This window comes from Methylosinus sp. shoA (assembly GCF_059718125.1).
In genome coordinates, this window is the sequence record NZ_AP046091.1 from 1,488,542 (window position 1) to 1,508,070 (window position 19,529).

The window sequence follows — 19,529 nt, forward strand, 5'->3', positions numbered from 1 at the left end:
GCTCGCGCGCCGAGAACGGCGCCGGTCCGAGATGACATTTCCGGGCTTTTCGGGCGCGGGGTCGGCAGGCTAGAAGAAGAGCCGTGCGCTACATCTCGACCCGCGGCGAAGCTCGCGAACTCGCCTTCGAAGACGTCCTCCTCGCCGGCCTCGCCGCCGATGGGGGGCTCTACACGCCCGTCGCCTATCCGAGCCTGCCGCGCGACGAGATCGCCGGCCTCGCCGGATTCCCCTATGCGCAGGCGAGCGCGAGAATCATCGCGCCTTTCCTCGGCGAGGCTTTCGCCGGCCCGGCGCTCGAAGAGCTGACGACGAGCGCCTATTCGAGCTTCCGCCACGCCGCGGTCGCGCCACTCGCGCAGATCGGCGACAATCTGTTCGTGCTCGAGCTGTTCCACGGTCCGACGCTCGCGTTCAAGGACGTGGCGATGCAGCTGCTCGGGCGCATGATGAACGAAGCGCTGGCGCGCCGCGGCTTGCGCGCCACCATCGTCGGCGCCACCTCGGGCGATACGGGAGCGGCCGCGATCGAGGCCTTTCGCGGGCTCGACCGCGTCGATGTGTTCATCCTCTATCCGCACGAGCGCGTCTCGAATGTGCAGCGCCGTCAGATGACGACGGTCGCGGACGAAAACATCCATACGATCGCTCTGCGCGGCTCCTTCGACGACGCGCAGGCGATTTTGAAGGCGTTGTTCCGCGATGCGCGTTTTCGCGGCGAGCTCGGCCTCGCTGGCGTCAACTCCATCAATTGGGCGCGGGTCGTCGCGCAGACCGTCTATTATTTTACGAGCGCCGTCGCGCTCGGCGCGCCCTTCCGCATGGCGAGCTTTGCCGTCCCGACCGGCAATTTCGGCGATATTCTCGCCGGCTACGTCGCCAAGCGCATGGGGCTGCCGGTCGACCGGCTCGTCATCGCCACCAACGCCAACGACATTCTGGCGCGCACCCTGGAGAGCGGAGACTATGAGCTGCGCGCGGTCACGCCCACCTTGTCCCCCTCGATGGACATACAGATTTCGTCCAATTTCGAGCGCCTGCTGTTCGATCTGCTCGATCGCGATCCCGCGCGGATCCGCGCGCTGATGGGCTCGCTCGACCAGTCGAAGCGATTCGCGCTCGCCCCGGCGACGCTCGCCGCCATACGCGCGGAATTCGACGCTTGCTCCAGCACCGACGAGGAGACGACGGCCGAGATCGTCCGCACCTTCCGGGAATCGGGCTATGTGCTCGATCCGCACGGCGCGACGGGCGTGCGCGCCGCCCGACGGCGGCTCGCCGCGGACCCGGCGACGCCGGTCGTCGCGCTGGCGACGGCCCATCCCGCCAAATTTCCCGATGCGATCGAGGCGGCGATCGGCCGCAGGCCGCGGCTGCCCGAGCATCTCGCGCCGATTCTCGAGGCCCGTGAGCGTTTCACCATCGTCGACAATGATGTCGCGAAAGTCGCCGCCTTCATCCGCGAGCGCGCCCGCGCCGCGCGCGCGGCCTGAGGAGCGGCGCTCATGGCTCTGTTCGGCCTCGTTTCCTATTATCGCGACCTGCCGATCCGCGGCGACGGCGTCTATCTGCGCATGTCGGACATGCGCGACTATTCCGCCTGGGCGTCCTTGCGCGAGCGGAGCCGCGCCTTTCTCACGCCCTGGGAGCCGACCTGGCCGGCCGACGACCTGACCCGCGCCAGCTTCCGCTATCGCGTGCGCCGCCACGCCGAGGAGATGGCGCGGGACGAGGCCTATTCCTACTTCGTTTTCCGCGCCGCGGACGACGAATTGGTCGGCGGCCTGACGCTCGGCCATGTGCGGCGCGGCGTCTCGCAGGCGGCGACGCTCGGCTATTGGATGGGCGAGCCCCACGCCGGCAAGGGCTATATGTCCCGCGCGGTGCGGGCGGCGCTCGACTACGCCTTCACGCGCCAGCGCCTGCACCGTATCGAAGCCGCATGCCTGCCCGCCAACGAGCCATCCATCCGCCTGTTGGAGCGCAACGGCTTCAAACAGGAAGGCTTCGCCCGCGCCTATCTCAACATCAACGGCCAATGGCGCGACCATCTGCTGTTCGCACGGCTCGACAGCGATCCGCTGCCCGCCGGCCGGCCCCTCGCGGGCTGAGCGTCGCCGTATCGAATTCGCACGGCGCCGCTCGAGCGCGCGTCGCGGGATGACGCCGGCGTCGGCGCGATTCGCCTTGTTCTTGCTCGTTTCGAGGCTCGCGCGATCGTTTGGCGCGATTCTTTCTGCCACCCTGCAAGTCACGATAGCGCGTCCCGGAACAGGACGCGCAAACGTAGCAAGCGTTGCGTTTCGAGGGTGTGTGCATGGCGTCGAAAGATCGAGAACATCCGTTCGAGGCGGTGGAGACCGTCGTGGTCGGCGGCGCGCGCGTCGCGCGGCTCGGGCTCGAGGAGACCGCCCGGCTGATGATCGAGACGGCGCGGGGGCTGTCGCCCGAAGGCGCGCCCCTGTTCCTGACGTCGGTCAATGGCGAGGTGCTGGCGCGGCGCGACGCCGATCCCGATTTCGCCGCGCTGATCGACAGCGCCGACCTCGTCAACGTCGACGGCCAGCCGCTGGTCGTCGCCTCGCGGCTCCTCTCGCGCAAGGCTCTGCCGGAGCGTGTCGCGACGACGGATCTCTATCCCCTCGTCGCCGGCAAGGCGGAGGCCGAGGGCGTCAGCTTCTACCTGCTCGGCGCGAGCGAGGACTCCAACCGCGGGATATTCCAGGCGACGAAGCGGCGCTTTCCGCGGCTCGACATTCGCGGCCGTTGTCATGGATTTCTCACGGGCGCGGCGCTGGAGCGCAAGATCGACGAGATCGACGCGCTCGCGCCCGACATATTGTGGCTCGCGCTCGGCGTGCCGCGCGAGCAGGAATTCGTGCGCCATTGGCGCCATCGCCTTCGCAACGTCAAAATGATCAAGACATCTGGGGGGTTGTTCGACTTCATGGCCGGCGTCAGGAAGCGGGCGCCGCTGTGGATGCAGCAGGCGGGGCTCGAATGGGCGTTTCGGCTGGCGCTGGAGCCGCGCCGCCTGCTGCGCCGCTATGCGACGACCAATCCGGTCGCGCTGATTCTGCTGATGCGCCACACGCGCTGAGGCGAAAACGAATTCCCGCCCGGCGTCTCATGCGCAGAGGGCGGGCGTCCAGGGCCGAGAGAGTATCGATTACCGGCTTTGGGTCCCCGGCGCGCGTCTCCGCCCGCGCCGGGGACGGGCCCGGCCTCAGCCCGGCCTCCAGGGGAATCGGGTGAAGGATTTTCAGGCTGCGACGAGGCTTGCGAGGAATTCGTCGTCCCAGGCGGCGGTCATTCGCTCGAGGCGCTGGGAGTCTCTGCCCGGCGCCTTCCGGATCAGATTATTGGCCATGTGCTCGAGCGTGGTGAAATTTGCCGGGGCGTTTTCGGTCCGCACGCGGCATTCGTCGTCGCGGAAGACCATGTCCAGGACCCAGCGCAGGCTGTTCTCGATCGCCCAGTGATCGCGGATCATCGGGCCGGCCAGAGCGGCGGGGAGCGTCGACGAGGTAATGTAGAACCTCGTTTCCTGCGTGCTCTCGCCGTCGATCTCACGCCGGCTCTCGACCATGACCACGACTTCGAGGACCACGCCTTCGAGCCCCGGCCAATCGTGTCTCTCTTTCAGCCAACCGATGTCGTGGAACGCCGTATAGCGACGCGTCTCGATGCGGCCGCGCTCACCGCAACAGGTGATCGGCTGCGCAACCCCGACCAGCTCCGCCGATCGCCTGTTGCTCACCCCATGCCCGCGGGCGTATCAACCGCCGGGACCCAACTCGCCGCTGGATGAAACTTCGGGGGCAGGTCACCGGCTCCGAGCCATATTTGGCGTTGTAATCGGCGCGGGCTTCGCCATGCCCGCCCGCCTCGAAAAATTGTCCATCCGACGATGACGTGCCGCCGTCGCCCCAGACCCTTGTGAACGGCTGCGCGTGTATCGCTTCTGTCAGGCACGCTAGCGCCGCCTGATATGTTTCGTCGCGAACATGCCATTCCGCGATCCAGAGCAATTTCGAATGGCTGAATATCTTGGAGTTGGCCGCCATTCTGGCGAGGCCGAGATTGGTGGCGTCGGCGAGCAACGCCGTCATCAGCCCTATGCTTTCATCGGCCGGCGCGCCGGTGCGAAGATGGCCGAAGCGCTCGGCGAATCCCGTCCAACAGTTGACTTCGGCGAGAAGCTCAGTGATGCGCAGCCGAGGCAACATTCCGTAGAGCTTGCGCGCGACATCGTCTACTTCATCGTTCTCGTCTTTGCGAATGGGGCTGATCGACAACCCCTCTGCGGTGATCGCAGCTTCGACAAGCTTGCCTGCGGACGCGAGCGTATCGATTTCATTGAGCCGCGATTCGAGCAAGGCCGTTCGCTCGGTGCGCCAGTCGTCGAAGCGATCCGTGACCGCAAGTCCCAATTCGCCTTCCTGTCGCCGAGCGACAAAGGCCTCCGGCGGCAAAAGGAAATCGCCGAAGGCGTGGAATGCGCGGCTCCCTTCGACCCAGATATCTCCAGATCGCAAACTGTCGCGTAGTGACATCATCACCGCGACATCGTACGCTCGACGGTCGAAAGTCGAGCTCTTTCCAACGAGCTTGCGCCATGTCGATTTCAGAAACGCCGTCGGCGGGCGTCGAGGGAATCGCGTCGACGGCGCCGCATACAGTCCGCGCAACGAATCGAGCGCGTCAAGCAGCGAGTCGTTTGGCTTCCATGAGCGGAACACAAATGTGCTGAGCAGGACCGGAATCATCCGGCGCACCGCTGGGTACCTTTCGACTATCTCGATCAGATTGTCGTCGCGCGTGTTGGTAACGACCTGGAAGTGAGGCGCCGACGATCAGAACACGCCCGACACCTTCCACCTGCGCGAGCTTCTGCTGCAGAACGACGGTCGCTGCGTCGTAGATCGCGCTCTGGGAGAGCTTCGATGAGGTCAAAGCAAGGATGAAAATCGGGTTTTCGCCCGGATTGGCTTCGTATAAGTCGGATTTGTCCGCAGCGCGGCCGGCAAATCGACGCGCGCCGAATTAATCGCGGCCTGAACGTCGCGCGCAGCGCCATCCACGCTGCGGGCGAGCCCGAATTCCAGGAAGACCGATGACATGCCTGAAATACTCGACGATGAAATTTCTCGAACGTCAGCGATCCGGCCCAAATGCCGCTTGAGCGGCGTCGCTACGGAAGGGGCCATTGTCTCCGGCCCCGCGCCCCGGCATCGTTGCCGTGACATAGATCGTCGGATAGTCCGACTTGTGGAAAGGGCGCGATCGACAGATAGAAGAATGCGCTCAGGCCCACCAGCATACAGCCAAGGGTTAAAAGCGTCGTCGCCACGGGTCGGGTAATTGATTTCTTGAGAGAAATCCATCGTCGAAATCTGAAACGCAACTCCGAACCGTGAAAGCCGCCGCGGGTCGCCGAGTCGCAGCAAATAGCATTAAATCTATCTGTTTACTAGAGTTAAGGTGACTTGGCAAGGGCTTTAAACAGAGGCTCGGTCTCGAGCGAGCTGCCGTTGCGGTCGCGAGGGGTCAGGATCGATGAAGGCGAGAGCGCTGAAAATGACGAGCGAGACCGCGCCAGCGACGGCGGTGAAGACGATGCCCGCATAGAGGCCGAAGCGCGTCGCGTGCGATAGCAGTGATGGGAAAAAGGTCGATCGGAGACGCAGGCGCGCATGGCGCGCGAGCGTCTGCGCGTCGACAGAGCCCAAAATTTGCGACACAACCAAATCGATTCATATCGTTCGAAACTTGCTCTAAACGCATTCGGCCGTAAGGAAACGGCGCTCTTCGCCTTCCAGCACGAGGCATGTCAGGCGGCCGGTCGCATAAGCTCCGGTGTCGATGCAAATGCGATTGGACGTGACCTCCGGTTCTCGAACTGGCGTATGCCCGTGGACGATGATCTTTTCGAATGGCTCCGAAAATGAGACGAACTCGCCGCGAATCCACAGCAGGTCTCGCTCGTCCTGTTGCGTCAGTGACACGCCGGGACGAATGCCAGCATGGCAGAAAAAATATCCGCCGATGCTGCATGAGAGCAGCGTCCGCTCAAAGAAGGCGAGGTGCCGCGATGGTAGATTGCATCGCAACGACGCTCGCGCCGCCGCATATTCACGGCCGCGCATCACCTCCGTCACATCGACCTTATAAGAGACGAGCGTTTCCAACCCGCCGACGCGGCGCCAGCCGTCGAGGACCCGCTCATCAGCGAGAAAGCTCATAAGCATTTCTTCGTGATTGCCACGCAGAGCAACGATGGAAGTCGGAAACCCGCCGACACAGAGCCGCTCCGTCACGCCTGCCGAGTCGATGCCGCGATCGATGTAATCGCCGAGAAATATGGTCGACACTTCGTCGAAACAACCGTGGCGAAGATCGACTTCGATCCGGCTCGCGAGCCGATCGAGCAGGTCGGACCGCCCGTGGATATCGCCGACGACATAAATGCGCAGCCCAGGCGGCACGCTAGCGGCCGTATGGACCGTTTCCACCAACGGTCTGCGACGATTAAAAACCAAACCGAGCATTTACGCTCCCCAAAAAAGACCTCGCTCTTCGCCCGAGCCGCGGACCTCGATGGGGGGGCCATGCCGCCGCCACACCGCCGAAGCTGTCCTGCGCCTATCCGTACCTCTGGCGACTGGCAAGCGCGGCGGACCGACCTTAACATCTTCGGCACTGCCGAGAAAATTGTGGTTACTCATATCGACGGCCGCAATCATGGGAACTCCGACTGCCTGAGGTCGCAATGTCGAGGAATGTTTCGGCGATTGGATATTTGTTCGGCGTCCTGGTGATGGCGGGATGCGAATCCGGATCGACCCTCGGCCCGATCACCGCCGACGAGCAGCGCAGCCTGATCGAATCCGCCGCATCGTCGCGGGCGCTGCAGCCGGGCGAGAAAATCCGCATCATCGTGTTCGGCGAGGATCGGCTCTCGGGCGAGTATGAGATCGACCCTGCGGGATATGTGTCCCTTCCGCTCGCTGGCACAGTGAAAGCCGCAGGGCTCGGCAAGCAGGAGCTCGAACGCGATCTCTCCAAAAAGTTCAGCGGGGAGTATCTGCGCAGTCCCAAGGTGACGGTCGACGTCACATCGTTTCGTCCATTCTACATTCTCGGCGAGGTCTCTAAGCCCGGCGAATATCCGTTCAAGAGCGGCTTGAACGTCATGAGCGCGATCGCAATCTCCGGGGGCGCGACCTATCGAGCCAGCCGCTCGAACGTGCTGATTCAGCATGCCGGCGAGAGCGGCTTCAAGGAATATCCGCTCTCGCCGATGATTCCGGTCACACCCGGCGATCTGATCAAGATTCCAGAACGCTATTTTTGATGATGGGGGCTCGCCGGCGACGAGCGCGTCGTGTCGAGTGAGGCGGGCGGTCAGTTGGGACTGACGATGAAAGGTGCAATGATCGGCCCGCCGCCTCCCGAAAATCCGCCGCCGCCGGCGCCACCGAAAATGACCCCGCGAAATCCGCCACGGGCTTCATTTTGCGCATTGAGCTGGATTTGCAGAGCGGACAGCACGGCGCGGAATTCCGGATCGGCGCCGGCGAGAGCCGCATTGATCGTTTGCGCCGCCTGCGACGCCGAGTCGAGCGAGTTCAGGACATGTAGGACGCCGAGGGCGATGGCGGCCTTTTGTTCTGGGTTGCCTGCTCTCGCCGCCTCGACAATTGCAGCCGCGTTGACTGGACTGTCGTCGAGAAGCGTCTCCGTGGCGACAGTGAGGCCCGGCCCGCCGGCGGGATATTGCGCGAAAAGCCCCGCCAGCGCGGGCGAGGCCGCAGCGCTCGGCGGACCGTTCGCCCGGCGCGGCGCGGCGAGCGCCGGGCTTGCGCAAGAGACGATCAGCGCGGCGGAAACGACGAGTGCTCCTACTGCTTTCATGGCGCCCTCTCACGGGTTTATTTTTCAATATTTGTAGGTGATTCCAGCTGTGATGACGTTTTGCGAATAGTTGCCGAACCAAGCGTCCGAGATGAATGGCGAGAATGCATTCGCGTTGGCCGAATTGATGCGTGAGAATTGATAGTCGAGCGTGAGCGCCACATTGCGCCAGAACGTGTAGCTGGCGCCGGCGCCCGCCATCCATGCCGTGTCGACGCGCGGCGAATTGGCGTAGCGCGTCTCGCCGTAGCCGCCACGGACATTCGCTGTCCAATAAGGCGAGAACGAATACTGCACTGACAGCCGCGACTGAAAGGCCTTGGCGACTGTCACCGGCCGCGCCGACAAAGACAGAGGATCGAGCGCGCTTACGCCCCATTGATTGACCGAGTATGGCGCCGTCGACCCGAGCGTCTTATCGGCCGAACCCGAGATGGTAAGATAGGGAGTGGGATAATAATAAATCCGGCCGCCATAGGCCGGGCTCGACACCTCGCTGAAATAGCCATGCGTGCTCGCCTGACTCTGATAGCCTCCGTAGACCTCGCCCTTGAAAAGGCCGATTTGGTCCGATCCTAGTCCCGAGACGATTCGGTACCCCTTGCTGTCACTTTGGAAGGTCTCATAGCTCCGGAGCGAGCCGCCCGGCTCAACAAAGGCGTATATGGACGGACCGACCCAGTAGCCGAAACGCGCCGAAGTGGTGAAATTCACGCCGTTCGGCTGCGTGAAAGGATTGGCGCCGACGAAGGTCGAGGGCGTAAAAGAGCGACTGTCGTAGAGCACTCCCTGCACTCGGCTCTGGAAGGTGACGAAAGTATTCGAGAGCTCTTTTTGAACCGAGACGACGCCTGTCAGCTGATTGATGTAGCGTGGCGCGCCGGTTGCCACGACGCCGCTCGGCACGAAGACGGATGACAGCGTGTCGCCGTCTAAGCCGAGCCCGAACAGCCCGAGTTGACGCGTGTAATCGAAGCCGAGGCCGACGGTGAGATCGGGAAAAGGCTGATAGAGATGCGAGAAGCCGAGCCTCGCCTGAACATTGCTAGCTGAAGTCGAATTGCCGAGATCCCAGAAGGAGCCGTGCGAGCCCGGATAGATTTGCCCATCCGCCAGCGCATAGGCCCTGGCCTTGTGGATGCCGAGATCGAGCGTCGCAGTCACGCTCGGTCGCAGTCTTGCGCCGACGGCCGACTGCTTGCTCATCGACGAATTGCGCACATTGTCGTTGAATACGGCTCCCGCGAAGAAGGACGTATAGACGAGCCATCCGCCGATTGGCAGTCCCTCGTCTGGATTCGGTGTCGACGCGACGAACTCGGATGCGCCAAGTTCGGATCCGCCAGCCTGAACAGTGTCTCCAAGAAAAAGAGAGCAGAGCGCCGCGGCGCGTCCGGCGTGGATGAACGAACGAGCCCACGGCTTTCCATTGCGCATCGCACCGGTCCTATCGAGCGCGATCATCGAAAAAATTCGGACGGGTCCCAAAAACCAGCGATTGCCAATTTTGTTCGATGCATTCCTCTCGGCTCTCAATCGAGAGATCGAAGGCTGTAGAAACAAGTATAAAACACAATAGTTCCACATGCGGATCCATGCCGGCCGAGGATAAGGCTTCCGGCCAATTTGGTAGCGAGAGCCACCAACGCGGTCAAGAACGCAAGATCACTTATTAGATCATCATCCGAGCATGGCGATTCAATAAAGCCCTGAGGATTCCCACATCCGAAGAAGCGTCGCGGATTGTGTGCGGCGCGTGGATGGAGGAGATGATGGCGCTGTCGATGGATCTTCGCGAGAAGGTGATGAAGGCGATCCGGGGCGGATATCGCGCCTGCAGGCCGCCGCCTGCTTCGATATCGGTCTGACGACCTCCGTGCGCTGGCCCGTCTTCGAGCGGCGGGAGGACGCCGCAGATCCGCATCGGGAAGGTGAGGAGCCGTAGCCGATGATGCACGAAGGCGAGAAGTCTGACTCCGCCATAGTAGCAAAGAAGCCGACGAACAAGGCGGGGCGACCCGTCGCTCAGTTTCTACGTGCTTCTGCGTGTTGACGTCGTGATGTGTCTCGGTCTACAAGTTGTGAGTGTAATCAGCGCACGTTATATCGATATGAGCGCATAATCCGTAGCCGAATACGTTCGATATTTGGTCGTGGAATCGATTTCTGTGCTATTTCGAAATTTTCTGTCCCATTTTGTTTATAGATATACTTCCTATTATTAGGAACGCCAGCGTGCACCAAGAGTCCTGAAATTCACTCTCTATCGCATATAAGAAGAGGACTGTTGAAATGTTTGTAGATATTTACCGACGCTCTCGTGGTGTGCGGCGCGCCTTTCGGATCGAACTCGCCCCTTGATGCGAGGTAATCGCGTCGCCGTCGCAGATCAAACAGAGGCGGTTCGCGTTCCAAGCGACATCGCCCAATCGGTCCTCTCGTTCCAACGACGAGAGCTCCGTGCGCCTCTCGGCAGCGTACGTTCGCTGTCCGGAACTCGAAACAGCTTCACTTCGACGTAGATGAAACATCGCCGTCGTCGATCGACAAATGTGGATGAGCGATCGCTCACCCGGATGGCGGTAGCATGGCGCGCCGCATCGAAAGCTATCGAAAGGCCATTCAAGCGTGGACAGGCATGGCCGGATGAGGCGCGAGCCGCGCGGCGTGCATGACCGTGCGAACGACGTCGAGTTGCCGCGCGCGCCACGCCGAACGCGCGCCTCTTCGAGCACGCAGCCGTCGCATGAGCCTCTCGAAGATTTTCTGTTTCTCGTTCTGATCGCCGCTCTAGCCTGGGCGCCGTTCTGGCTCGGCGGCAACCGGCCATTCGCCTGGGGCGTCAATGCCATCTTATTTCCTGGCGCCGCATTGTTCTACGAGCTCGCATTGCTCATGCGTCCGCGTCCGCATCCCGTGGCGCCGAAAATTCTGGCGATCCCGTTGGGCCTTTTCACGATCATCGTCGTCTGGATGTTCATCCAGATGTCGACGGCGACGCCTGCAGGATGGCGCCATCCTATCTGGTCGATGGCGGGCGACGTCCTCGAGCATCCGCTCGAGGGCAGCATTTCCGTCGATCGCGATTTGACAGCGCTCGCGCTTCTTCGCCTGATCACCGCCGCGAGCGCCTTCTGGGTATCGACGCAGCTCTGCGCGCGGGCCGAACGTGCGGAATTTCTGGTACGTGCGGTCGGAGCGATCGTCGCTGTCTATGCAGTCTACGGACTAGTCTCTCAGGCGCTATTCTCGAGTGCCATCTTCTGGTTCGATGCGCCCACAGCAGCCGGATCGCTGCGTTCGACCTTCGTCAACCGCAACTCCTTTGCCGCCTATGCCGGCCTCGGCCTTGTTGCGACGATGGGCGCATTGCTCCAGCTCTATCGGCGAGACATGGCGACGCGATCGGACTCTTTCGTCCGACGCCTTGCGGGCTTCGTCGAGAACAGCAGATTGTCGACATGGCTGTCTCTCGGGGCAGCCATGATCACCTTCGTGGCGCTTTTGCGCAGTGGCTCGAGAGGGGGCGTCTCGTCGACGGCGCTCGGCCTGTTCGTGCTGTTCGCTCTCTCCATCATGCGCGACAGGCGTCACGCCGACCATCGCATCGAAGCGGTCGTCTTCGCCATGATCGTCATCACGGCAGGCGTCTTCCTCTTCGGCGACATTTTCGTTGGCCGCATTGCCTCGGACGGCATCGGTGATGTCGATAGGTTCGTCGTCTATTCCATCACTCTGCAGTCCATCCTCGACTCTCCCGTTCTCGGCTTTGGCGCCGGGACCTTCGCCGAGGTCTTCCCGATGTATCGGGATCGTTCGATCAGCGTGATCGAGGTCTGGGACAAAGCACATAACAGTTACCTCGACGTCTTTCAGGGTCTCGGCCTCGTCTTCGGAACGCTGCTGTTCGGGGCACTCGCCTATATCGCCTGCAAATGTGTTATCGGGGCGGCCACGCGGCGCATACATACAACCCCGCCGATCGTCGCCAGCGCGGCCGCCGCGCTGGCGACGGTAGATGCGCTGATCGACTTCAGCGTCGAGATACAAGGCACGACGCTGACTTTCATGGCGCTGCTTGGCGCGGGATTTGCCCAATCCGAGAGCCCGCAGCGCGCCAGCGTGGATTGACGTGCGCGTGCGTCGGTCCCTTGGAGGCATTAAAAAAATCGGATGAAGAGATGCTCGACCGAACGAAGAATCCGCGCGCTTCCGCCGCCGCCGTGGAAGGATTCGATCTTCAAGAGATCATCAATTTCCTGTGGCGGCGCTGGAAACTCATCGCCACCGTCACCGCCGCCGCGACGCTCGTCGGCATCGCCTATCTTGGCCAAGCGACTCCGTTCTATACGGCCAATGTGCAGATCCTGCTTGAGCCGCCCAAGGCGAAGGTGCTCGGCCAGAGCCAGATCCTCTCCGATCCAGCGCTCGATAATGTCGCGTTCGAAGGGCAGCTGGCGATCATTCGCTCTACGGTGCTGCTGCGCCGCGTCGTCGCGAAGGAAAAACTGATTAACGATCCGGAATTCGGCGCGGCGTTGTCTTCGAACGGCTGGATGCTCTTTGGCGAAATCAAATCATTCTTCTCCGAGAAGCCGACGCCAAAAGCGCGCAAATCGCCGATCGAGGAGAATTCCATCGGCGTCATCCCCGCGAACGAACTGGCGGTGATCGGCAATTTGCAGGCGGCGCTCGACGTGAAGCGGGTCGCCCCGGGACAGGCAAATCTTATCAATATCGCCGTTACATCTACCAATCCTGTAAGGGCCGCGCGTCTCGCCAACGCCGTTAGCGACGCCTATATCGTCGACCAGCTCGACGCCCGCTTCGAGGCGGCGGCCCGCGCCTCCGCCTGGCTCACCGACCGCGTCGCCGATTTGCGCAAAGAATTGCGCAACTCCGAGGAGGCGGTCGCCCAGTTTCGCGCGCAGAACAGCCTTCCGACGTCGAGTTCGGGAGCGACTCTCAGCCAGGAGCAGATCGGCCAATTGAACGGCCGTCTCGTCGTCGCCCGCACCGAGGTCGCCGAGCGGAAGGCACAGCTCGAAATGCTGCAGAAGGCCGAGAGCCGGGCGCCCAATATGGCCGCGCTGGGTGACCTGACAAACGTCGGCGCGATCGCCGACCTGCGCCGCCAGCTCGCGGACCTGTCGCGCCAGGAGGCCGACCTTGCGACGCGCTACTCCAACAAACATCCGAGCCTCGTCAACATTCACGCGCAGATGCATGACGTTCGGCGCCAGATCGGTACCGAAGTCGAGCGCGCAGCAGCCAAGATCGATGAAGATTATCAATTGGCCAAAGCCCGCGAGGAGGCGCTCGCCAAGGCGCTGAAGGAGGCAACCGGCCAAACCGGCCTCGATGCTTCCAAGACGATCGCTCTGCGTGAGCTCGAACGCACGGCCGCAGTCAACAGCACGCTGTTCGAAGACTTTTTGCAGCGGTCGCGCATCACTCAGGAGCAGTCGACATTCGAGGCGCGGGATTCGCGCGTCATCACGCCGGCGCTCCCACCGCTCACGCCGAGCGCGCCCAAGAAATGGCCTGTCCTCGTGATCGCCGCCGTGATCGGCCTCGTCGGGGGCGTCGCCGCCGCCGCCGCGGTGGAACTGCTGCACACGGGATTCACGACGCCGCACGAAGTGGAAGAGCTTCTGCATCTGCCGGTCCTCGCGTCACTCTCCAAGCAACGTGATGTCGACCTCATCGTCGACGGCGAGGTCGCTACGCTGCCGACGCTCCCGCGGCTCAAACCTACGTCGCGCTTCAGTGAAGCACTCCGTGGGCTGCGCAGCGGCGTTCGGATGGCGGACGTGGACAATCCGCCGAAAGTTCTGCAATTCGCCTCGTCCCTTCCAGAGGAGGGCAAGACGACGCTCGCGCTCTGCTATTCGGCCTCGGCGGCGCAGTCCGGCTCGAGGGTGCTCGTCGTGGATTGCGACCTGCGCCATCCATCCGTGTCCCGCTATTTCGGATTGGAGAAAAACAAAGGTCTCGTCGACTATCTCATCGGCGAAGCGGAGATCGAAGACGTCGTTCATTTTCAGCCGGCGACGGGCTTTTGGGTGCTGCCCGCGGGCGGTAGAACGCAAAATCCCCCGGATCTCCTCGGCTCCGAACGCATGAAGTCGGCGGTCGAAAATTTGCAAACGAAATTCGATCTAATCGTTGTCGACACGCCGCCGATGGAGCCGGTCATCGATGCGCTGATCGTCGCGAATTACCTCGCCGACAAGGTCGTTTTCGTCATCCGCTGGGCGTCGACCGCTCGTGAGATAGCACGGATATCGGCGCAGCAACTCACAGACCACGCCAAGGTTGTCGGCGTCGTGTTCAATCACGTTATCGACTCAGAGGCAAGAAAATACAAAGCATATGCTAATATATATCATTACAATTCGGGCGCAGATTACGACAAGTACTATGACAGCTGAGGGTCGCGCGTTGCGCATACATGAGCCTCGCGCCTGGGGGGCGATCATCATCGTCGGCGTCTGTCTATTCGCAGTTGCGAGTGGAGTCGATGTGGTCGCGTTCGCTCTCGCCGACCTGTCCGCTGGCGGCGATGTGGCCCGCCTTGCGCCATGGACGACGAAGCGCGGCGTCGCGAGCCTAGCGCTCAGGCGGATCGTCGATGACTCGGCCGCCAAAGGCGTCAATCGCAGACGTGACGAAGTCGTCGAGCTCTTGTCGCATGCGCCGCTCGACGCCAGCGCTTGGGTGACGCTGGCGACGCTACGTCTCGACGGCGGACAGACCGAAAAGGGCGTTATGGCGCTCGCCATGGCGAGCCTCACCGGCCCGAACGAGGGATGGATCATGGCGCGGCGCGCCGTCCTCGGCCTGACGCTCTGGCAGGCGTTGCCACCCGACAGCCGCCAGAAGGCGACGGCGGATATCGTCGCCTCTTGGCAATATGTGCCTGTGGTGAAACGCACGGCGCTCCGCGCCGTTTTGCGCCTGCAAACGCCAAGCGCGAGGGACGAGATGCGCGCCGCCTTGCTGCGCGCGGGTGGCGCATCCGTGGCCGACGCTCTCGCGCTGCGCGCCGCTCGATGAGACGCGGCGTGTCGCTGGGCGCGCAGCCTGGACATCTGGCTCGCGAAACCCAGGCGGGTTCCCGCGTGGAGCCCTCGCATCTCGCGGAAACCGAAACGCAGGACTCGCTTCCGCGCGACGCTGATGAACGTCAACGCTTCGAGCTGAGCGCAACGGTGCGATGAATCACTTCGGATCTACGTTTGGAATCGGCCATCGAGCTATCGGCGCCGCCCTTCGCCGTGGCGCGAGCGACGCGGACCCGTCGCCAAGCCACAACGACTCGGACCGCCTTGCTCGCAAGCTCGTCGACGCGACGCTCCGCAGCGCCGGCGTGCGCATCGCTGGAATGTTCGTCGCTTTTCTCGTCGGGGTGCAACTCGCCCGCTATCTCGGGCCCGCACAGTATGGGATCTATGGAACGGTGATCGCGACGATGACGATGCTGCTCATCCCCGCGCAGATCGCCGCACCGCAGATGGCGACCCGCGAGATATCCGTCTCCATCGCGACCCGCGCGTTCGACAAGGCACAGGGCGCGATGCTCTGGCTGGCCCTCACCGTTCTACTCGCTTCCATCATCGTCGCATCGGCTGGCGCGCTGATCTGCGCGATCTCTGCGACAAACCCCGACGGCTCGACCAATGCCTATTACGCTGGCTTCATCGGACTTCCGCTGCTGGCCCTCGGCAATCTGGGTGCTGCAATTCTGCGTGGCCTTCACCGCGTCGTCGAGGCACAGATTTTCGACGTGCTCCTTCGTCCGGCAATCGCCGCCGTGCTGTTGTTCGTCGCCGCCGCTGCACTGGGCGGTCTGGGCGCGCCGGCCGCGCTGGCGATCCAAGCGCTCGCATCCTTCGCCGCGCTCGCCTTTTGCGGCGCCTTGGTATGGTCGCGAACGCCTCCCGAAGTCAAAGCCGCCAAGCCGACCGCACGCTGGCGCGATTGGGCCACGAGCGCCGTGCCGATGACCGGAACGGAGCTGCTGCGCGCGCTCGATGGGCAATATGCCGTTCTCCTCTTCAGCGCGCTGGCGTCGCCCCAGGAGATCGGCATTTTCCGTGTCGCCCTCTCCATCGCAGGCTTTGCCGCATTTGCCTCAACTCTCGTCAATGTCGTGGTTATGCCCTATGTCGCGCAGCTGCATGCCGTCGGAGATCGGACAAGGCTGCAAATGCTGGCGAGCGGCGCCGCCCTCGCAAAGTTCGCGAGCGTGCTCCTTCTTATGATTGCGCTCGCCATTGGCGGCGAGCCGCTTATCGCTCTGACTTTCGGCGACTCCTATCTCGCGAGTTGGCGACCGCTGATATTGATCTGCGGCGCCTACGCGATCGAAGGCTTCTTCGGTTCCACAGCCACTATCCTCAACATGACCGGTCTCGAACACGCCGTGACTCGCGCCTATGCGGCGGGCCTCTTGGTCGGGATAGCCGTGACATTGTCGCTCTACGGATTTTGCGGAACCACGGCCGCGGCCATTGCGATGATCGTCTCCGAGGGCGTGAAAGGGGTGCTGCTATGGACCCTTGCACGCGAAAAACTGGGGATCGACTCCGCGGCGATCAGCGCAATCTCGCGGGCCACTCCCGAATTGCGTCGACTTCTGACCGTGTCGAAAAGTTGAAGGAGCCTGCCTTGCTGCTCAATACCGACGCCCGTCGATATCTGAAAGCGACGCTTCCCGACATGGTGACGCAGTCACTCAGGAGCTGCGAAGCCTATGTTCATAAGCTCGTTGCCTGTCGCGTCGTCATACGCCAAATTCATGGCAGGGTCGCAAAGGACCGCGTCACGCTCTGGCGCTCTCTCGCGCGGGCGCCATTCGAGAACTCCGCCGGCGTTGGTCGATGGCGCGAGCCGACGCTCGACCAAGACGCCGTTGTGATCGCGGAAGGACTTGGACTGTTTCATATCAGAAGACACAGCGACGATCTGGCGCATGTCGTGCCCTCCTCTCATGCGAAGCTCTTCGAGACAATCCGGCGCTATGTACGCGAAGGCGACACCGTCGTCGACGCCGGAGCAAATATCGGAGCCGTGACCGTCTATCTCGCTCGTCGCGTCGCAGACGCCGGACGGGTTGTCGCCATCGAGATGATTCCCGACACGGCCGCCTGCCTCCGTAAGAACATCGAGCTTAATCGCTTGGCGAATGTCGTGGTGATCGAGCGCGCGTTGTCGGACCGCGCCGACGACGTCGCCTCCGCCTCGTTCCAAGTCGGCCTCTACGGCCAGGCCAGCATCTCGATCGACGCGGGGCCGGCCCGCGTCGCCCGAAGCGTCGAGGTACGGACGACGACGCTCGATGACGTTCTCGCCGACATCGAAGATGTGGCATTCATCAAGCTCGACCTCGAGGGAGCCGAGCGGCTCGCGTTGCAGGGCGCCGCGCAATCGCTTGAGCGCATTCGCTGTCTCGTCTTCGAAAGCTGGACGACCGACGGAGGCGACGCCGCAGCGCTGCTTCGCCACGCCGGCTTTTCGATCGATCCGATCGACGGGCGCAACTTTGTCGCGACGCGACCAGCGGGTGAGGACCCGAGGCGGGTCGCCCTCGGCGCAACCAAGCGCGTCGGAGAAGCGATGAAAACGGACAGCAATAATGAAACATACAATGATTCCCAGGTTGTCGCGATCTATGAAAGGGCGTCGGAGCTTCAGCCCGCGGAAGCGGAAATTTTCCGACGCTGGCTCGCGCCCGGGCTTTCCATCCTCGACGTTGGCGTCGGCGCAGGGCGCACCGCGCCTCATCTCGCGCGCAACTCCCGCCGCTACGTCGGCGTAGATTATGCGCAAGCGATGGTCGAGGCCTGTTGCAAGCGCTTTCCAGATCTCGAGTTTCGGCTTGCCGATGCGACCAATCTGACCCAATTCGCCGACGGCGAGTTCGACGCCGTCGTCTTTTCGTTCAACGGCATCGATGACATCCGCACCGATGAGGGACGCGCCCGTTGCCTTCGCGAGATCGAACGTATTCTCGCCCCCGGCGGCTATTTCATCTTTTCGTCACATAATGCGAAGCGGCTGGCCCTATGGCCGCGACTGTCGGACGCGAAGGGGCTGCAAATCCCATGGCGGATCATCCGTGCGCTCTGCAAGTCGTCCGCGACGATCGTGACGGGCGCGACGAGCCGACGTCGGCGCTTCGGCGAGGGCTATGTCCACGATCCAGTGCATGGCGGCATGCGTCATTATGTCTCGACGCCAGCAGTCATGTCCCCGCAGATTCGGGCGGCCGGTCTCGAAATCGTCGACATCGTCGCGGGCCCAGATCCAGGCGTGAAATCGCTCTATCTGACGCCTTGGCACTATTATGCATGCCGGAAGGCGCGCGCCGCATGAGCCGTCTCCTCCTTCTCATCCCCTCTTCTATTGGAGTCGGCGGCGCCGAACGGATGGTCGACAGGCTGTCCCGCCTTCTTTCGTCCGACGAGCTCGAAGTGTTCGAGGCGTCGTTTGATCCGCCCCATGCAAACAGGCGCTACGAAAGCCCGGCGTCGTTCCATCCGCTCGGGCCGATACCACGGCTGCCGCTCCCATTGCGTCCGATCGAATATGTCTTCACGGCATGGCGTCTGCGTCGACTGAAGAATCGGCTTCGAATCGACGTAACAATCAGCAATCTCTGGCGCGCCGATTTGATCAGCGCCTTGTCCGGCGGAAAAGACAAAAAAATCGCCCTGTGCCACATCAACATCATCGACAATCCAACCAATGCCGCGATGCTCAGGTTTCGTCCGTTCGTCGCGGCCGTCTACAGGCTGTTCGATCGCATTATCGCCGTCAATGAAGCACTGGCTGGAGAGCTGGCGTCGCTCTACGCCCTCCCGAGCGAGCGGGTTGGCCACATCGACAATTTCGTCCCCTATCCAGACGTCGTCTCGCGTCTACCGCAGGATGGCGTGACCCGCTTTGTCTGGTGCGGCCGAATGAGCGCTGAGAAAAACGTTGGCGGTCTGCTCCTGGCTTGGCGCGAATTCGTGCTCGTGCGCGACAATGTCCAATTGATTCTCCTAGGCGATGGCCCGCAACGCGAGGAGCTCGAAGCATCAGCTGACGCGCTACAATTGCGGCGGGGAGCGATCGAGAACCGGGCCGCACGAGTCGTCTTCGCCGGAGTTGTCGCCGAGCCATCCGAATTCATCCTCGGCGCCGGCGCCTTGCTCCTTGCCTCTCTGAACGAAGGGCTCCCGTTAGTGATCCTCGAGGCGCTTTCGATCGGAACGCCGGTCCTGGCCTCGGATTGTCCGGGCGGCGGCGTGCGATCGGCGCTTCTAGGCTATGGGGTCGTCGATCCGGATCGAGAGTGCGCCGAATGGACGCCGTGCGGCGTGTTGCTCCCTGTTCCTACCGCCGCACGACCACAGAGCTTGACGCGATGGAGCGAAGCCCTCGCCCGAATTTATCGCGACGAAACAGAAGTGCGCGCGTGGCGCGAGGGAGCGATCCGGCGCGCCGTCCACTTCAGCCCAGCGGCCGCGCGCCGCCGCTGGCTCGACACGCTCTACGCTGCCCGATGACGATCCTCTATATCTCGCTCAACGGCGTCACCGACCACATTGGTCGCTCGCAGA

At 62.6% G+C, this 19,529-nt stretch carries 15 protein-coding genes and 2 pseudogenes; 11 read left to right on the plus strand and 6 right to left on the minus strand.

The window, feature by feature from the left end; genetic code table 11:
- Positions 1–83: 83 nt before the first annotated feature.
- From thrC to AC6IW9_RS06760, 3 genes are all read left to right on the plus strand, one after another.
- On the plus strand, positions 84–1,493 hold the full coding sequence (gene thrC, locus AC6IW9_RS06750) for a threonine synthase (protein WP_497770581.1): 1,410 nt from the start codon (positions 84–86) through the stop codon (positions 1,491–1,493).
- 12 nt (positions 1,494–1,505) lie between these two features.
- Positions 1,506–2,111 carry a GNAT family N-acetyltransferase gene (locus tag AC6IW9_RS06755; protein ID WP_497770583.1) on the plus strand — a complete coding sequence of 202 codons (606 nt, stop codon included), beginning with the start codon at positions 1,506–1,508 and terminating at the stop codon, positions 2,109–2,111.
- A 206-nt stretch (positions 2,112–2,317) separates the two neighbouring features.
- Positions 2,318–3,100, plus strand: coding sequence for a WecB/TagA/CpsF family glycosyltransferase (locus AC6IW9_RS06760; RefSeq protein WP_497770585.1), 783 nt, complete (start codon positions 2,318–2,320; stop codon positions 3,098–3,100).
- 162 nt (positions 3,101–3,262) lie between these two features.
- Here the strand turns inward: AC6IW9_RS06760 and AC6IW9_RS06765 are convergent, their stop codons facing one another.
- The 4 genes and pseudogenes from AC6IW9_RS06765 to AC6IW9_RS06780 all read right to left on the minus strand — a co-directional run bounded on the left by AC6IW9_RS06765 (position 3,263) and on the right by AC6IW9_RS06780 (position 6,551).
- On the minus strand, positions 3,263–3,760 hold the full coding sequence (locus AC6IW9_RS06765; protein WP_497770587.1) for an ISAs1 family transposase: 498 nt from the start codon (positions 3,758–3,760) through the stop codon (positions 3,263–3,265).
- Positions 3,699–4,475 (minus strand): Tn3 family transposase, encoded by a 777-nt coding sequence (locus tag AC6IW9_RS06770; protein WP_497770589.1) that lies wholly within the window; start codon positions 4,473–4,475, stop codon positions 3,699–3,701. The genes AC6IW9_RS06765 and AC6IW9_RS06770 overlap by 62 nt, the downstream gene beginning before the upstream one ends.
- A 361-nt stretch (positions 4,476–4,836) precedes the next feature.
- Positions 4,837–5,383: pseudogene (locus tag AC6IW9_RS06775) on the minus strand (efflux RND transporter permease subunit); the annotation flags it as partial.
- A 394-nt stretch (positions 5,384–5,777) separates the two neighbouring features.
- Entirely contained in the window at positions 5,778–6,551 is a 774-nt protein-coding gene (locus AC6IW9_RS06780; RefSeq protein ID WP_497770592.1) for a metallophosphoesterase family protein, read from the minus strand.
- Between the two features lie 221 nt (positions 6,552–6,772).
- Here AC6IW9_RS06780 and AC6IW9_RS06785 point away from each other — a divergent pair, with 221 nt between their 5' ends.
- Positions 6,773–7,357 carry a polysaccharide biosynthesis/export family protein gene (locus AC6IW9_RS06785; protein WP_497770595.1) on the plus strand — a complete coding sequence of 195 codons (585 nt, stop codon included), beginning with the start codon at positions 6,773–6,775 and terminating at the stop codon, positions 7,355–7,357.
- Between the two features lie 50 nt (positions 7,358–7,407).
- Here AC6IW9_RS06785 and AC6IW9_RS06790 read toward each other — a convergent pair whose 3' ends face one another.
- Together AC6IW9_RS06790 and AC6IW9_RS06795 are read right to left on the minus strand one after the other, a co-directional pair.
- Positions 7,408–7,917, minus strand: a complete 510-nt coding sequence (locus AC6IW9_RS06790; RefSeq protein WP_497770598.1) for a hypothetical protein — start codon at positions 7,915–7,917, stop codon at positions 7,408–7,410.
- A 24-nt stretch (positions 7,918–7,941) separates the two neighbouring features.
- Positions 7,942–9,504: an outer membrane beta-barrel protein gene (locus AC6IW9_RS06795; RefSeq protein WP_497770601.1), complete on the minus strand. Its 1,563-nt coding sequence runs from the start codon at positions 9,502–9,504 to the stop codon at positions 7,942–7,944.
- A 1,080-nt stretch (positions 9,505–10,584) separates the two neighbouring features.
- Here AC6IW9_RS06795 and AC6IW9_RS06800 point away from each other — a divergent pair.
- The 7 genes and pseudogenes from AC6IW9_RS06800 (at position 10,585) to AC6IW9_RS06830 (ending at position 19,475) form a co-directional block, all read left to right on the plus strand.
- The gene (locus AC6IW9_RS06800) at positions 10,585–12,048 is read left to right on the plus strand and encodes an O-antigen ligase family protein (protein WP_497770604.1); all 1,464 of its coding nucleotides are present in this window, start codon (positions 10,585–10,587) and stop codon (positions 12,046–12,048) included.
- A 50-nt stretch (positions 12,049–12,098) separates the two neighbouring features.
- Complete coding sequence (locus AC6IW9_RS06805) at positions 12,099–14,351, plus strand: polysaccharide biosynthesis tyrosine autokinase (RefSeq protein ID WP_497770607.1); 2,253 nt, start codon at positions 12,099–12,101, stop codon at positions 14,349–14,351.
- Between the two features lie 91 nt (positions 14,352–14,442).
- The gene (locus AC6IW9_RS06810; protein ID WP_497770609.1) at positions 14,443–14,976 is read left to right on the plus strand and encodes a hypothetical protein; all 534 of its coding nucleotides are present in this window, start codon (positions 14,443–14,445) and stop codon (positions 14,974–14,976) included.
- Between the two features lie 160 nt (positions 14,977–15,136).
- A complete protein-coding gene (locus tag AC6IW9_RS06815; RefSeq protein WP_497770611.1) occupies positions 15,137–16,579 on the plus strand; it encodes a lipopolysaccharide biosynthesis protein in 1,443 nt (480 codons plus the stop codon).
- 62 nt (positions 16,580–16,641) lie between these two features.
- Positions 16,642–17,379 (plus strand): annotated as a pseudogene (locus tag AC6IW9_RS06820) (FkbM family methyltransferase); the annotation flags it as partial.
- 159 nt (positions 17,380–17,538) lie between these two features.
- A complete protein-coding gene (locus AC6IW9_RS06825; protein ID WP_497772457.1) occupies positions 17,539–18,297 on the plus strand; it encodes a class I SAM-dependent methyltransferase in 759 nt (252 codons plus the stop codon).
- The gene (locus AC6IW9_RS06830) at positions 18,294–19,475 is read left to right on the plus strand and encodes a glycosyltransferase (protein ID WP_497770614.1); all 1,182 of its coding nucleotides are present in this window, start codon (positions 18,294–18,296) and stop codon (positions 19,473–19,475) included. Before AC6IW9_RS06825 ends, AC6IW9_RS06830 begins: the two co-directional genes overlap by 4 nt.
- Positions 19,476–19,529: the final 54 nt, after the last annotated feature.